This is a genomic window from Aminobacterium mobile DSM 12262, assembly GCF_000526395.1.
Classification (GTDB): Bacteria; Synergistota; Synergistia; order Synergistales; family Aminobacteriaceae; genus Aminobacterium; species Aminobacterium mobile.
This window is the reverse complement of record NZ_JAFZ01000001.1, coordinates 390,103-403,934: the sequence shown is the minus strand read 5'-3', so window position 1 is coordinate 403,934 and position 13,832 is coordinate 390,103. Positions and strand designations below refer to the sequence as shown.

11 protein-coding genes are annotated in these 13,832 nt (G+C 41.7%); 7 read left to right on the top strand and 4 right to left on the bottom strand.

Going from position 1 to position 13,832, the window contains the following annotated elements:
• Positions 1-87 precede the first annotated feature (87 nt).
• The 3 genes from K360_RS0101900 to K360_RS0101890 all read right to left on the bottom strand — a co-directional run bounded on the left by K360_RS0101900 (position 88) and on the right by K360_RS0101890 (position 4,497).
• Entirely contained in the window at positions 88-1,695 is a 1,608-nt protein-coding gene (locus tag K360_RS0101900) for a gamma-glutamyltransferase family protein (protein ID WP_024821498.1), read from the bottom strand.
• A gap of 93 nt (positions 1,696-1,788) precedes the next feature.
• Positions 1,789-2,943, bottom strand: coding sequence for a YibE/F family protein (locus K360_RS0101895; protein ID WP_024821497.1), 1,155 nt, complete (start codon positions 2,941-2,943; stop codon positions 1,789-1,791).
• Between the two features lie 78 nt (positions 2,944-3,021).
• On the bottom strand, positions 3,022-4,497 hold the full coding sequence (locus K360_RS0101890; RefSeq protein ID WP_024821496.1) for an alkaline phosphatase: 1,476 nt from the start codon (positions 4,495-4,497) through the stop codon (positions 3,022-3,024).
• 388 nt (positions 4,498-4,885) lie between these two features.
• Here K360_RS0101890 and K360_RS10925 point away from each other — a divergent pair, with 388 nt between their 5' ends.
• Complete coding sequence (locus K360_RS10925; protein WP_024821495.1) at positions 4,886-6,244, top strand: HD domain-containing protein; 1,359 nt, start codon at positions 4,886-4,888, stop codon at positions 6,242-6,244.
• A 45-nt stretch (positions 6,245-6,289) separates the two neighbouring features.
• A complete protein-coding gene (locus K360_RS0101880) occupies positions 6,290-6,799 on the top strand; it encodes a hypothetical protein (protein WP_024821494.1) in 510 nt (169 codons plus the stop codon).
• 12 nt (positions 6,800-6,811) lie between these two features.
• On the opposite strand, the gene K360_RS0101875 is transcribed toward K360_RS0101880, so the two are convergent.
• Positions 6,812-7,711 carry a MurR/RpiR family transcriptional regulator gene (locus K360_RS0101875; protein ID WP_024821493.1) on the bottom strand — a complete coding sequence of 300 codons (900 nt, stop codon included), beginning with the start codon at positions 7,709-7,711 and terminating at the stop codon, positions 6,812-6,814.
• Between the two features lie 308 nt (positions 7,712-8,019).
• Here K360_RS0101875 and K360_RS0101870 point away from each other — a divergent pair, with 308 nt between their 5' ends.
• The 5 genes from K360_RS0101870 (at position 8,020) to K360_RS0101845 (ending at position 13,687) form a co-directional block, all read left to right on the top strand.
• Positions 8,020-8,997: a TAXI family TRAP transporter solute-binding subunit gene (locus K360_RS0101870; RefSeq protein ID WP_024821492.1), complete on the top strand. Its 978-nt coding sequence runs from the start codon at positions 8,020-8,022 to the stop codon at positions 8,995-8,997.
• 62 nt (positions 8,998-9,059) lie between these two features.
• Positions 9,060-9,608, top strand: a complete 549-nt coding sequence (locus tag K360_RS0101860) for a DUF1850 domain-containing protein (RefSeq protein WP_024821491.1) — start codon at positions 9,060-9,062, stop codon at positions 9,606-9,608.
• Complete coding sequence (locus tag K360_RS0101855) at positions 9,568-11,529, top strand: TRAP transporter permease (protein WP_024821490.1); 1,962 nt, start codon at positions 9,568-9,570, stop codon at positions 11,527-11,529. The genes K360_RS0101860 and K360_RS0101855 overlap by 41 nt, the downstream gene beginning before the upstream one ends.
• A complete protein-coding gene (locus K360_RS0101850; RefSeq protein WP_024821489.1) occupies positions 11,522-12,625 on the top strand; it encodes an NAD/NADP-dependent octopine/nopaline dehydrogenase family protein in 1,104 nt (367 codons plus the stop codon). The genes K360_RS0101855 and K360_RS0101850 overlap by 8 nt, the downstream gene beginning before the upstream one ends.
• An 18-nt stretch (positions 12,626-12,643) precedes the next feature.
• Positions 12,644-13,687 carry an ornithine cyclodeaminase gene (locus tag K360_RS0101845; RefSeq protein WP_024821488.1) on the top strand — a complete coding sequence of 348 codons (1,044 nt, stop codon included), beginning with the start codon at positions 12,644-12,646 and terminating at the stop codon, positions 13,685-13,687.
• Positions 13,688-13,832 lie beyond the last annotated feature (145 nt).

Sequence of the window (13,832 nt, the reverse complement as noted above, 5' to 3'; positions counted from 1 at the left end):
TCTTAATTATACTGAATTTTGCAAATATTTATATGGGGCGCCATTAGAGGACATATCAAGTATTTCATAAATCAAAACCTGGCGCAGCTACCACGCAGCAACACATCCATCAGTGCGGGGTTCTGTAGCTCCAACAAGAGTGCCGCATTCCGTTCGCAAGATCATCTGACCTCTCCCGAAGCTATTCGAGTCTAAAGCGCAACGCACATGATGTCCCATCCGTTGAAGCTTTTGTGCTGCCCATGAAGGGAAGCCTGGCTCTACCTCCACTACCAGATCCTCTATCCACTGCCACCTTGGAGCATCAAGGGCTTCTTGGGGGTTCATACTAAAATCTATAGTGTTCATAAGAACCTGCACATGGCCTTGTGGCTGCATAAATGCACCCATCACGCCAAAAGGACCTACAGGTTTCCCATCTTTTGTTAAAAATCCAGGGATAATCGTGTGGTATGGACGTTTCCCCGGGGCCAGCACATTAGGATGGTGAGGGTCTAAAGAAAATCCCCTCGCACGGTTATTTAAGGCAATGCCTGTTCCGGGAATAACAATACCTGAACCGAAACCAGCATAGTTGCTTTGAATAAAGGAGACCATATTTCCATCATCGTCAGCCGTACAAAGGTAGACCGTACCACATGCCTCGGGTCGCCCAGCTTCTGGCATACGAGCTTTATCTGTTACCAACTCTCGACGTGAGGCTCCATATTCTTCTGAAATCATTTCAGAGACAGGAACACGGCTATAGCGTTGGTCTGCCACATATCGGAACCCGTCGGCAAATGCTAATTTTATAGCTTCAATCTGCTTATGATATGTTTCGGGATCATCACGGTGAGTAAAATCAAAACCCTTTAGAATATTTAAAGCCATTAATACGATAATGCCCTGTCCATTTGGGGGAATTTCCCATACATCATAACCTCTATAGTTCACAGAAATAGGATCAACCCACTCCGGCTCCACCGCAGCCAAATCCTCTGCCGTATAAAAACCACCTGTCTGCTGAGCAAAGGCTACAATTTTCTCCGCAATTTCCCCCCTATAAAAAGCCTCTGCATCAGTCTGAGCAATCATTTTTAACGTGTAGGCCTGATCAGGGCAAATCCATCGTTCCCCAGGCCTTGGCGCTCGACCAGCAGGAGAAAACGTCTTAAACCACGAGGCAAACTCTTTTCCACTTAAAATTTTGCGATACTTTTCAAAAGCCTTATTCCAATTAAAAGCAGTAGTCACTGCCACTGCATGACCATCCTGAGCATACGAAATAGCGGGTGCCATAGACGCAGTTAAAGGCAAATTTCCCATAGACTTCGCAAGAACGGCCCATGTTTTAGAAGCGGCAGGAACTGTAGCTGAAGCCCACCCGAAGTCTGGAACAGTCTGCCAATGTTTCTCTCGAAAAGCTTCCAAATCAAAAGATTGAGGGGATCGACCGCTTCCATTGATACCATGAAGCTTCCCATCTTTCCAAATAATGGCAAAATTATCGCTGCCAAGGCCATTACTAGTAGGTTCTACTACAGTCAAAGCCGCTGCAGTAGCTATAGCTGCATCAACGGCGTTGCCGCCTTGCTTTAAAATCTCAAGGCCTGCCTGAGCCGCTAAAGGATGAGACGTAGCCACCATTCCCTTAGAGCCATAGACAACATTTCTACGGGAAGGATATTGATAACAATAGGGGTCGAAATTCATAGAGCATCACCTCTATTTCATTATGGTGCCAGGTCTCAAATTGTGCAATAGCAGGGCTACGCCGCTGGTTAGTACATCATAAAGGGAAACTACTTAAATTCTAATGATACCTTGTATTTTCTCCAGAAAATACTTGCCCCTACCTTTAAGAGGCTCTAAATTGTAAGAATAAATCCATCCGGCAATTACAGCAGTAATAGGAGCAATCAAAACCAAGCCAATACTTCCTGCCACAGTTCTCAATATTTCTGCCGCAACCATTCTATAATTTACAATTCGTACAAAATCTGTACTTTGACTTGCAAACAACATAAGCAGCGTTAGATATCCACCAGAATAGGCCAGTAATAAAGTAGTTGTCATAGTTCCGATAACAGCACGCCCCACATTAAATCCTGACTGAATGAGTTCTCGACACATTATTTCAGGTTTCTTGCTCTTTACTTCCGCCATGGCAGAAGCAATATCCATACCTATATCCATAGCTGCTCCAGAAGCGCCTATTACAATAGCAGCAAAGAAGATCTGTTTCATATTCAGTCCAATATTTCCGCTAAATAAAAGTGTGGAAGAATAAGGGAGAGTTGTTCCGAGCAACCCAAGTTTATCGCCAAAAAAAGCTGTAATTCCAATAGTGACAAATAATCCTGCCACTGTTCCCAAGAAAGCAGACAAACCCTTTCGCGTAAACCCTGCAACAGAAAAAATAACAATGGCCGACAGCACAAACAAAATACCACTCGACAAAAGCAACGGATTTTCTCCAGCCAAAAGCCCCGGAATAAGATTTTTCCATATAACCCATAAACTAGCTATAAAAGAAAAGATTGCCCTTAGCCCTGTATTCCCAGCATAAATAATGAGCAAAAAAACAAAAAAACCAAAAAGAATAAATTCCCAGCTTTGCCTGTAGAGATCAACAGCTTTTGCGTCAATAACTTTCCCATGGTCTTCCCTTAATGCAGCAACTACTGTATCTCCCGGCGTGTAAAAGGCATCTATATCCAAGTTTCCCAGCAAGCTGTTGTACCCAACAACCTCTTGTCCCTTAAACTTTCCATCAACAACCTTCAAAAGCAATTCCTGGCTCCCTATCCTTGCTATTCCAGACCGCATCACATCGCTGTTATCTGTACTTAAAACCACCGCCCGAACAAAGTTACTATTTCTGTTGTTTTCATATATCCAAAATCCCATAAGAACGAGAAACAAAACGCCCCAAAGTAATGAAGCTTTTATTTTCTTCACTATTTATACACTCCATTCTAGTATTAATGAAGATATAGCCAGGAACAAGCCCCGGCTATATCTTCAAAGCTCTATATTTTAATAATTAATAACTTTAGGCAAACTGATCAGATGGGTAGATGCCACTTTAGTAGGTTTGAATTCCAAAATGGAGAATAAGGTTTTTGCTACTTCTGTATTATCTTTAAATCCGCCAAGAGCTTCGGTGCCAACTCCAATGGCTGAAAGAGGCACTGTTGTCCCAGAGTGGGCATAGGTGGTCCAGAACATATTTGCCCGCTCAGACATAATGTGAGTTACTGTGATAGCCACGGGATCATACCCCGCATACGTTGCAATTGCATCTTTCTGAGAGCCGTCTATGAGATCCATTGCCTGTTCAATTTTTATTTTCTCATCAAGGGATAAGTTATCTAAACCAAGGTTGGTGGCAATAAAATTAAAGAACTTCTTCCTATTTTTATCATATTTCCCCACACCCTCATTTAATACATCCGCCGTGGTGACCTTTGCCTTAAAAAGCTGATCCATTTTCAAAAAATAATTATCACCAAACCCAAGCCCAAAACCGCCTGTTTCATGGTCTGCTACAACAACTATCAACGTTTCATCGGGATATTTCCGGTAAAAAGAGTACGCTTCGTCTATTGCCTTATCAAATGCTAACGTATCGTGGATAGACCCCGCTGGATCATGGGCGTGACAGGCATGGTCTATTCTGCCGCCCTCTACCATTAAAAAGAAACCTTCTTTATATTTTTCTAACACTTCAATCCCTTTCGCCGTCAGTTCTGCCAAACTTGGAGTGTGATTATCCTCTCTATCAAGCTCATAGGGAAGGTGGCTGTACGTGAAGGCCGCAAAGACTTTTTCCTGCCCACTTGGCTTATAGTTTCTAAATTTTTGAGTATCTTTTTCTGTCAGGAAAACATGATACCCTTGGCCTTTAAACTTTTCCGCAATGTTAAGATCATCTTTCCTCTTTGATTTCCCGCCTTCCCAGTTCTGGGGAACAAAATGGCGATATCCTCCGCCAGCAAAAAAATCCACTCCGCTATCAAGATAGTCAAGGGCTATTTCATTTTCAGCATCACGATTTGAGTTATGGGAAGCAAAAACAGCAGGAGTCGCATGAGTTATTCGCGTTGTTGTTATAAGACCTGTTCCCATCCCATTCTCCCCCGCTGCCTCCACCAAACTTTTTACATTCGTGCCATCTGGAAGTTGAGCAATAATGCCATTATTCGTCTTATACCCTGCCGCTAATGCTGTTCCGGCCGCAGCAGAATCTGTTACCAAGGAATCTGCGGAATAAGTCGTGTTGATACCTGCCACTGGGAACTGATTCATTCTAAGTTTTATATCTTTTACTCCAGTTTCAGCCCTCAAATAATATTCTGCCGCCTGACGCTGTGCTGCGCCCATTCCATCACCAATAAAATAAAAAACATAGCGCGGAGCTTGTGCACTTGCACTATTAACTCCCCCGATTAGCCCTAAAAGTAACGTTAAAGCAACAACTGCCAGTTTACGAGAAAAAAACTTACGCAACATAATACCCCCTCAATGTAGATATTCTTTGCTTAATACCTTACAGAAAAGGGGTTTACGTATGGTTACATCTTTGTAAATAATACATAAAAGTACTGTGAAGGGGCTGTTACAAAGAACACACCACTCAGCTTCGCTTCCTCTGAGTCATTTTATGCACCCTCGTTTCTCCTCGTAGCCACGGAGAGTATTTAGTTTGGGAGACTTTACTTTTACCGAAAACTGATGACCTTTTCAATGTTTTATTTCATCCTACTGTTGCTCAATAAAAAATACAGCATTATAGGGCCATTATTGCGCTATTCAAATAACATCAGTTTTAATTTAATAGTATACTTGAAGTGTATTTTGCGCATATACATGTAAAGAGCGAAGCAAGGAGGCAGACACAGTGATTTATGAAGCATTACGGGCACTAGAACTTAAGCATCGTTTTCGAGACCCCTTGTATGGTTATATAGAGTTATCTGAAGATGAGACAAAGATTATAGACACTCCTATTTTTCAGCGACTACGACGCATACATCAACTAGCACTTACAAAATATGTATACCCGGGAGCAGAACATTCTCGCTTCCAACACTCCATTGGGGTTGTTCAAGCGGCTACTGATATTTTCACTTGTCTGTACAATGATATGGCTAAAAACAACAGGGATGAACTAAAAAAATTAGAGTGGGATAATTCTGAAACGTTATTATGTGCTCTAAAAACTCTTCGTTTTGCTGCGTTACTTCACGACATTGGTCATCTACCATTTTCTCACGCCAGCGAAGAAGTATTACTCGATAAAGCTCGACATGAAAACATTGGAAGGTATATTATCAAAAAACATGTCAGGATATCAGAAATTATTAAAGAAAACAACGTAACCCCCTCTCGAGTTGCCAACTTAATCAAAGCAGATCCCCAAGAAATCCCCAATTCAAAAGACAATATATTAAAGAGCATTATCTCTGGGCATTTTGACGCCGATAGAGCCGATTATTTACGAAGGGACTCTTATTATTGCGGCGTAAAGTATGGAGTTTACGACTATAATCGATATCTTTCGTCAATAAAAATACGTACAACAATGCCTTCCCTGGCATTTAACATTGTAATTGACAATATACCTATATTAGAAGAGTTTATTCTTGCTCGGTATCACTATAATTTACAGGTACCTTTCCACAGAACGAGGATGGGGTATGATATTGCTCTGGAACAATATATTGCATATAAAAAAGAGAACAATAAAGGATCTTTTGCGAACTTTAAAAATCATGTTACCATTAATAAAAGCTATTCAGAAGAAATAGACTTTCTGGATATGGATTGGTTCGTTACTTTCGATGACTATTCCATCCTGTGCGAGCTAAATAATGATGCAAGTAACTTTTGGGTTTCTTGTCTGAAACGTAATAACCACCTTAAGATGGTTAAAGAAGGACTCTCCTCAGATAAAGAAAAGCAAAAGGAATATTGGGTGTCCCTTGAAAAACTTCGCAAGGAAGGTTTTAAGCTCAACAACGATTATTTTGTGAAACAGAAGAACCTCAAAATTCATAAACTTTCCTCAAACCAAAATACAGATGAAAAGGATGAGGAAGATTTTCACGTCATATCCAGGTCAGGAGAAAATCTTGTTCTTCCTCTGGCTGAGTATTCGCCTATTTTTAAAGCTTTTTCCGAAACAACGCCGCTCTTGTGGCGTATTTATTCAAATTCCAGTAAAGAACAAGATATAAAAACGCTTCTCAGACAATAGAGCTATGAAGAGACCTCAACTTAAGGAATTAAGGAGGGACGATAGATGGGGAAACTTCTTTTGAAATTTGTTATTCATTATTTTAACGAAAACGGAATGGAAGCACAAAAGATACTTGTGCAAAAAGCTATCTATTTCCTAAACACTCAAGATATAGATACGGGATATTGCTTTGCAGGATATAAATATGGACCTTTTTCTTCTGCTATCATGGAAGACGCTGATACCCTTGAAATGTTTGATGAAATAGATATACAAAACTCCTCTTATCGTAAAGGGGAGAGATTTAGGGATGATGACTTTGATTCTTTAAAAGATATTCAGTCTATAAAAAAACAATTAGATATCTTTCGTGAACGTCTTTTAGAAGGTGATCACAGTTTTCCTAATGTTGAGTTAATAGGAACTGTGTTATATGTGATGAAAAACAAAACTCCTTGTACTCTAGAAAACACCATACGAGGAGTTGAAATGTGGAAACCAGAAAAATATTCACGCGAAGAAATAGAAGAAGTTTTCAACAAAATACAAGCTCTTTCTGCCTGTGATTTTTAAATTCCGCTTTCCCTAAACTGAAATATCATTTCTTAACAACAGGTCACCTAGGTTTTCCAGCTTTGGACGGGCGTCCTCTGCCTTGACACGACCAAGTTGAAAAACAAGGGCATCAATAATCGTTACGAGAGTTACCGTAGAATAATGACTTGTATTCTGCGGGGCTAAGAGAGCGGCAGATGCCAAAGGAACGGCCACATTCGAAAGGCTATTTGTGATCAATATAACAGGAATAGAACGCTCATGAGCATATTTCACGGCATTAATAGTCCGCTTTGTATAGTGAGGACTCCCAGCCATTAAGGCGATAAAAACGTCATCTTGAGTCATGTCATATAATTCATCAAATAAATTATCAGATCCCGAGGCATCGGCAAGATACACATTTCTAAACAACTGGTGAAGAAGGGCATGAAGATATACGGCAAGGCCACGGGTTGAACGTAACCCTAAAATATATATTCTTGACGCTTTCTGCATAATCCGAATTGCTTGAGGAAAACTCTCCGCCAGATGCTGGCTATATAATCCCTGCAAACTCTGAATGTTGTCTTTTATAACTTGTTCGAGCACATTTAGTTCCGAATCCCCTGCTATATTTTCCCGAAGTCTGTCGAGAGGCGGCGGTGTCGTTGAAGCGAAAAGAACCTGCTGAAGCGCCTCCTTTAAGGCTGTATAGCTCTTAAACCCCAAACTTCCCGCCGTACGAAGGACAGTGGCAGTACTCGTTTTTGTAGCGAGAGCAACATCCTCCGCCTTCATAAAAGCTGTTTGTTGATAATGGGCAAGAATGTAGTCACAAACAGCTTTTTGCTGAGAAGGAAAACTTTGGCTCGCCTCCTGCATATATTCAAATAAATCCTTTTTTATGTTTTCTCCCACAACAGAAACTTTTTGCTTTCTATTATGCATAATATTCCTCCTTATTGGATAATGCATACTTGAATAAATAAACAGTATATTGGGTTGACTTTCTGCCTTTCTAAAATTATAGTTTGTATCATGTGAATTTCAAAATATCAATTTCAATTATTTTGACGTATATAAATATCAAAAGATTGATAAATCAGCATATCAAGACGATTAGGTTTAAAAATATATTGACTTCTTTGGAAGTTGAAAGTAGCAACATCGCATTATATGTCGGCGGGTTGATTATATTTATCGAAATGTATGTGCAGTTTTAAAGTAACAATATCATACTCTAAGGGGGAACAAGCATGAGAACGCACGTAAAGGCTTTTGTTGTTTTTCTCACGTTGTTTTTTGTTCTTGGAATGTCATCTTCAGTTATGGCAGTAGAACGGTACTCTCTTGCGACAGGAGGAACAGCAGGAACATATTACCCTATCGGATCAGCTATTGCTTCAATTATTACTAAATATGTGCCAGACATAGAGGTTACAGCCGAGTCAACAGGTGCTTCAGTAGCAAACCTGAAAATGATTCGTGAAGGGAAAGTCGAAATGATAATGGGGGCTTCCAATACAAGTTACGGCGCCTACAGTGGACAAGCTCCCTTCGAAAAAGAACCTGTTGATAACATTCGCGGAATTGCATGCCTCTATCCAGAAATATTCCAGTTCGTTGTTTTAAAAGATTCGAATCTAAAAAGCATTAATGACTTAGCCGGTAAAAAAGTCGCGGTAGGAGCCCCTGGAAGCGGAACGGAACGGACAGCAAAAATGGTTCTTGAAGCTCACGGCCTAAGCTACGACAAATTTAATCCTCAGTTTTTAAACTTTGGCGAGGCTATTACCGCATTAAAAGACCGCCTCATCGACTGTGCCATTATTGGTTCAGGAATTCCTACTTCAGCAGTAGTAGATGCCTCTACAACCCTTGATATCAGCCTGCTTACCCTTGATTCAGATATTATGCAAAACTTTTTAAAAGATCGCTCATATCTCACGATGATCACTATTCCAGGAGGAACATATCGTGGTGTCGATATCGACACTATGGCTGTAGCCAGCCCCGCCCTTCTTATTGTCCGCAAAGATATTAGCGAAGAGGCCGTATATCAAATTACCAAGGCCTTCTTTGATCACCTAGATGTTGTTGCCGACTCTCACGCCCAAGGGAAAATGATCCGGTTTGAAACCGCCCTCAGCGCCATGTCTATTCCCCTTCATTCCGGCGCCGCAAAATATTACACAGAAAAAGGAGTAGACATAACTGGTTGGGTTATTGAGTAATCAAAAATAACTCAAGAGAGGGGTGCGTAAAGGCACCCCTCTCCTCAATAGGCGGTGAAAACATGAGGAAAAGAATCATCTTTGTGAGCCTCTTTTTTTCAAACACAGCACTCTTAACCTATTTTCTTTTCTTTTGTCCTGTTTTCCTTTTGGACATAAGAAACTACGAGACAGGTCAAGTTCTATACACGCATAAAATACCTGCAGGATACTCTTTTGCCACGAGTATTCGGCACTCAGTCCATTTAACACCTGTTTACGAGTATTACCAAGTGCACAAAGATGGCCGTATCCATGTGGTAGCAACAAAGTTACAAGATTTGGGATGGGGGGTCCCTTCTACGTGTGCCGCGACTATTTACTTCAAGGATAACTTTTTAGTTCTCTCAGGTCTCGACATCCCCTTAGATTTTCTTCCTTTCAGAATAAGCTATATAGCTGAACCTCGCCTGTTCCTAGATAGCGGACAAAGGGAAATACCTTTATATAAGTACTTTAACGACATGGAACGCATGGATATATCCGTTGAAAAAATAACGTATCTTCAGTATCTGAGACGAGGTGAATCCGATGTTTTTCAAGAAAAAAACACAGGAAGATCTTACTCCTGAAGAAAAGTTAAAAGCTCTGAACGAAAAATTTGAAAAAAAGAGAAACCTCACAGGCATCGCGGCTAAACTTTGCAGCATCTTAGCTATATGCATGTCTTTATATCACATGTATTCTTCAGGGGTTCACATGCTGCCCCAGTTCCAACATAGAGCTATACATCTAGCCTTCGCACTGGCACTAACTTTTTTAATTTTCCCTGCAACAGACAAGCAAAAAAATAAAGTCCCGCTTTGGGACATTGCCGCTATCATTTTCAGTATAGCTGTAGGTGCCTACCTTTGCTTAGACTATATGAACATCGTATTCCGCATGGGAGACCCGTTTACAAGAGATATTGTTATAGGAGCCATTATGATCGTGCTTGTCTTAGAAGCTACCCGCCGAACCATGGGATGGCCCCTCGTTATAGTAGCTGTAGCCTTCCTCCTCTACGCTTTTTTGGGGCATCTTATACCTGGCACATTAGGACACCGTCAGTATGAGGTAAGCCGGGTTATAGAACACATGTTCTTAACAAGCGAAGGAATTTACGGCGTCGCCATATACGTTACAGCAACGTTTGTATTCATCTTCATCCTTCTCGGCTCTTTCCTTACAGAAACAGGCGGAGCTCAGGCCTTTATAGACCTGGCATTTTCAATTACAGGACGTTTTCGCGGAGGGCCAGCTAAAGCAGCAGTAGTCGCAAGCGGCCTTATGGGAACTATTTCTGGCAGTTCCTTTGCAAATGTAGCTGGAACAGGAACATTCACCATACCCCTTATGAAAAGCGTAGGATACACGCCTGAGTTCGCTGGAGGAGTTGAGGCCTCAGCCTCTACAGGCGGACAAATTATGCCTCCCATTATGGGGGCTGCTGCTTTTATTATGGCCGAAATGACAGGAGTTCCTTACGGTCAGCTTATCGTCCATGCCGCTATTCCCGCTATTTTATACTATGTTGCCGTTTTTATTATGGTGGACATGGAAGCTGCAAAACTCGGGCTTCATGGGATGAACAAAAGCGAACTTCCCGTTTTCTCAAAAGTCTTTAAAGATGGAGCCTTTCTCTTGTTAGCTCCCCTCAGCATCGTCTATATGCTCTTAGCCGGATATTCGCCTATAAAAGCATCTGTCACAGCGGTGCTGATCGTTATCATAACCAGCTCTTTCAGAAAATCCACACGACTCACTCTTACATCTTTCCTGCGAGCTCTTGACCTAGGAGCACGAGGATCTCTCAGTGTTATTGCAGCTTGCGCCGTAGCAGGCCTTATTGTAGGAACCGTCACTTTAACAGGCTTAGGCCTCAAATTCGCCGATTTCATTATCGTATTGTCACGAGGGCAACTTTACCCGGCCCTTATCCTGACAATGGTGGCATCTATTATTATGGGAATGGGCATGCCTACTACAGCACTTTACATTATTTTAGGATCCATGGTAGCCCCTGCCCTCGTAAAAATGAACGTTCCAATAGTGGCCGCTCACCTTTTCATCTTCTACTTCGGATGCATGGCATCTGTTACGCCTCCTGTAGCTCTGAGTTCCTACCTCGCAGCAGCTATTGCAAAAGCTGACTCTGTAAAAACAGCTCTGCAAGGCCTGAAACTTTCTTCTTCAGCCTTTATTTTGCCCTTCATCTTCGCCCTGTCTCCCAGAATATTATTACTCGATACAACAATTGGAGCAGCTACCGTCGCTACTGTTACTGCCACAATAGGTGTTGTAGCTCTTTCCGCTTGCCTGGAAGGCTACCTTATAGGGTCTCTTTCTCTTCCCTTACGACTTGTATCTGGAGTAGCAGCAATACTCCTCATAGATCCCGGCTTGATTGGGGATCTTTTCGGCCTGGTTCTGTTATCAACTATTCTTTTATATCAATTAATTACAAAAAAGAAAAAACTTGCATCTAAAGACGAGGTGAATTTTCTTGAATAAGGTCGCTGTACTTGGTGCTGGAAATGGTGGATTAAGCATGGGTGCTTTCCTGTCTTTAAAAGGGTGCCACGTCAATATCTTTGACAAATTTCCAGCCGCTATAGAAGATGTTAAAAAAGCTGGCGGGGTTATGTTAAAAGGTGTTTCATCCACTGGCTTTGCTGAATTTAAAACCATAACAACCCACATTGAAGAAGCCATCGATGGATGCAATGTTATTTTAATAGTAACTCCAGCCTTTGCACACAGAGAACTTGCCCAAAAGATGGCCCCTTATTTAACATCTGGACAAAAAATAATATTAAACCCCGGACGTACAGCTGGAGCCATAGAATTTTACATGACTGTCAAAAGCACTTATCCCAACGCTAATTTTGTTGTGGCAGAAACTCAATCTCTCATCTATGCCTGCCGCAAAACAGGTTTGGCGGAAGCAACCATTTACAAAGTAAAAAAAGAGATGGCACTTGCCGCCCTGCCTGCTTATAAAACACCAGAGATACTTGAGGAACTGAAACCTTACTTCCCCCAGTTCATTGCCGCTGAGAATGTACTTGAAACAAGCTTCCTCAACATTGGCGCCATTTTCCACCCAACCCCTGCTCTGCTGAATATCGCTCGAATAGAAGGGAAAGAGCTTTTCGAATACTACATGGACGGCATTACACCTTGCGTCAGCAACGTCTTGGAGAGAATAGACGCGGAACGAGTCGCCATAGCAGATACTCTGGGCGTAAAAACTATGACATGCATTGAATGGCTGGAAGACGTATACGAAATTCCCCATATGAGTGGAACGTCTATTTATGAAGCCGTGCAAAAACAAGAAAGCTACCGAGGCATTGAAGCACCTAAAGATCCCTTTGCCAGGTATATTTCTGAAGATGTCCCCATGAGTTTGGTGCCACTGGCAGAATTTGGCCGCATTGCAGGTGTCCCTACCCCCACAATGAACCTCATGATTGATTTGGCCAACTTAGTTCATCAAACAGATTATCGCGAGAAAGGAAGAACCCTCTCACGCCTTCAGCTTGAGGGAGTTTGTCTTGGCGATTTAAAAAAATTTGTTACCGACGGCACCCCCTTTAAAAAATAAATTCAGGAGGGAAAAACAATGGTTCAACAGCGTGTCGAGTTTTTATATTTAACACAACAAGATGTTATCGACTGCGGCGCTACAAATATGGCTATGATAATGCATAAGATAGAAAAGCTCTTCTCCCTCCAAGACAAGGGAGAAACAATCGTACCCGACAAAGTGGCTCTTCGTTGGGGTGATGCAGATTCAGAAGCAAAGACAGGGCGTATTAACGCCATGCCAGGCTACATCGGAGGAGACGTGAACATAGCCGGTATAAAATGGATAGCCAGCAAACCCATGAACCCCCTTCTCCGCAACATGCCACGAGCTTCTGCTCTTACGATCCTCAACGATGTTGAAACAGGATTCCCCCTTGCCGTTATGGACGGCACCATTATTAGCGCCATGCGCACAGGAGCTGCTACAGGTGTTGCCGCTGCATACCTTGCCCGCAAAAATTCAAAAACACTATGTTTAATCGGAGCGGGGACTCAAAACCACACTCAAATGATTGCTGTAAAAACCGCCATTCCGAGCATTCAAAGGATTCACGTGTTCGATATTTCCACGGAAAGGGTTAACGCCTTTATAGAAAAAGCAAAAGAAGAGGCTCCAGATGCTGAAATTAGAGGGTACCAATCCGCATCTGAAGCCTTAAAAGGAGCTGACATAATAGTAAGCGCAACTACAACAGTAAAACCTATTGTAAAGGCAGAATGGATTGAGCCGGGAACATTTATCTCAAACGTAGGAAATTACGAATATGAATTCGATGTGGTGAGAAAAGCCCATAAAATTGTTACAGACGACTGGGATGCCGTTATTCACAGAGGCATTCAAACTGTAGCAAAAATGGTATTAGCCGGAGAGCTTTCAAAAGAAAGATTCCATGGCAACATTGGAGAAATAATCAACGGCACCAAAGCAGCACGAGAAAAAGATGATGAAATTATTTTTTATAACCCTATTGGCATGGGAATTGAAGATCTTATTGTAGCGAAAGAAATTTACGATCGAGCTATACAATCTGGCAAAGGCCAAAAATTAACTTTATGGGAAGAACCATATTGGATTTAAAAAAAGCTTCCATTGGCAAAGTAAAAACACGGAGAAGACGGGAAAGGGCCGCAGGAAAATCCACTCCTTTCCTGTCTTTTTTGTAACATTACTGCCACACCTTTATAAACTGTTACCTCCTATTTAGAAAGAATTTTTTCTATAC

Excerpts from the sequence above, each read along its gene's own strand:
- K360_RS0101900 (WP_024821498.1), bottom strand. The coding sequence starts at position 1,695 with ATGAATTTCGACCCCTATTGTTATCAATATCCTTCCCGTAGAAATGTT.
- K360_RS0101890 (WP_024821496.1), bottom strand. The coding sequence starts at position 4,497 with ATGTTGCGTAAGTTTTTTTCTCGTAAACTGGCAGTTGTTGCTTTAACG.
- K360_RS0101880 (WP_024821494.1), top strand. The coding sequence starts at position 6,290 with ATGGGGAAACTTCTTTTGAAATTTGTTATTCATTATTTTAACGAAAAC.
- K360_RS0101875 (WP_024821493.1), bottom strand. The coding sequence starts at position 7,711 with ATGCATAATAGAAAGCAAAAAGTTTCTGTTGTGGGAGAAAACATAAAA.
- K360_RS0101870 (WP_024821492.1), top strand. The coding sequence starts at position 8,020 with ATGAGAACGCACGTAAAGGCTTTTGTTGTTTTTCTCACGTTGTTTTTT.
- K360_RS0101860 (WP_024821491.1), top strand. The coding sequence starts at position 9,060 with ATGAGGAAAAGAATCATCTTTGTGAGCCTCTTTTTTTCAAACACAGCA.
- K360_RS0101855 (WP_024821490.1), top strand. The coding sequence starts at position 9,568 with ATGTTTTTCAAGAAAAAAACACAGGAAGATCTTACTCCTGAAGAAAAG.
- K360_RS0101845 (WP_024821488.1), top strand. The coding sequence starts at position 12,644 with ATGGTTCAACAGCGTGTCGAGTTTTTATATTTAACACAACAAGATGTT.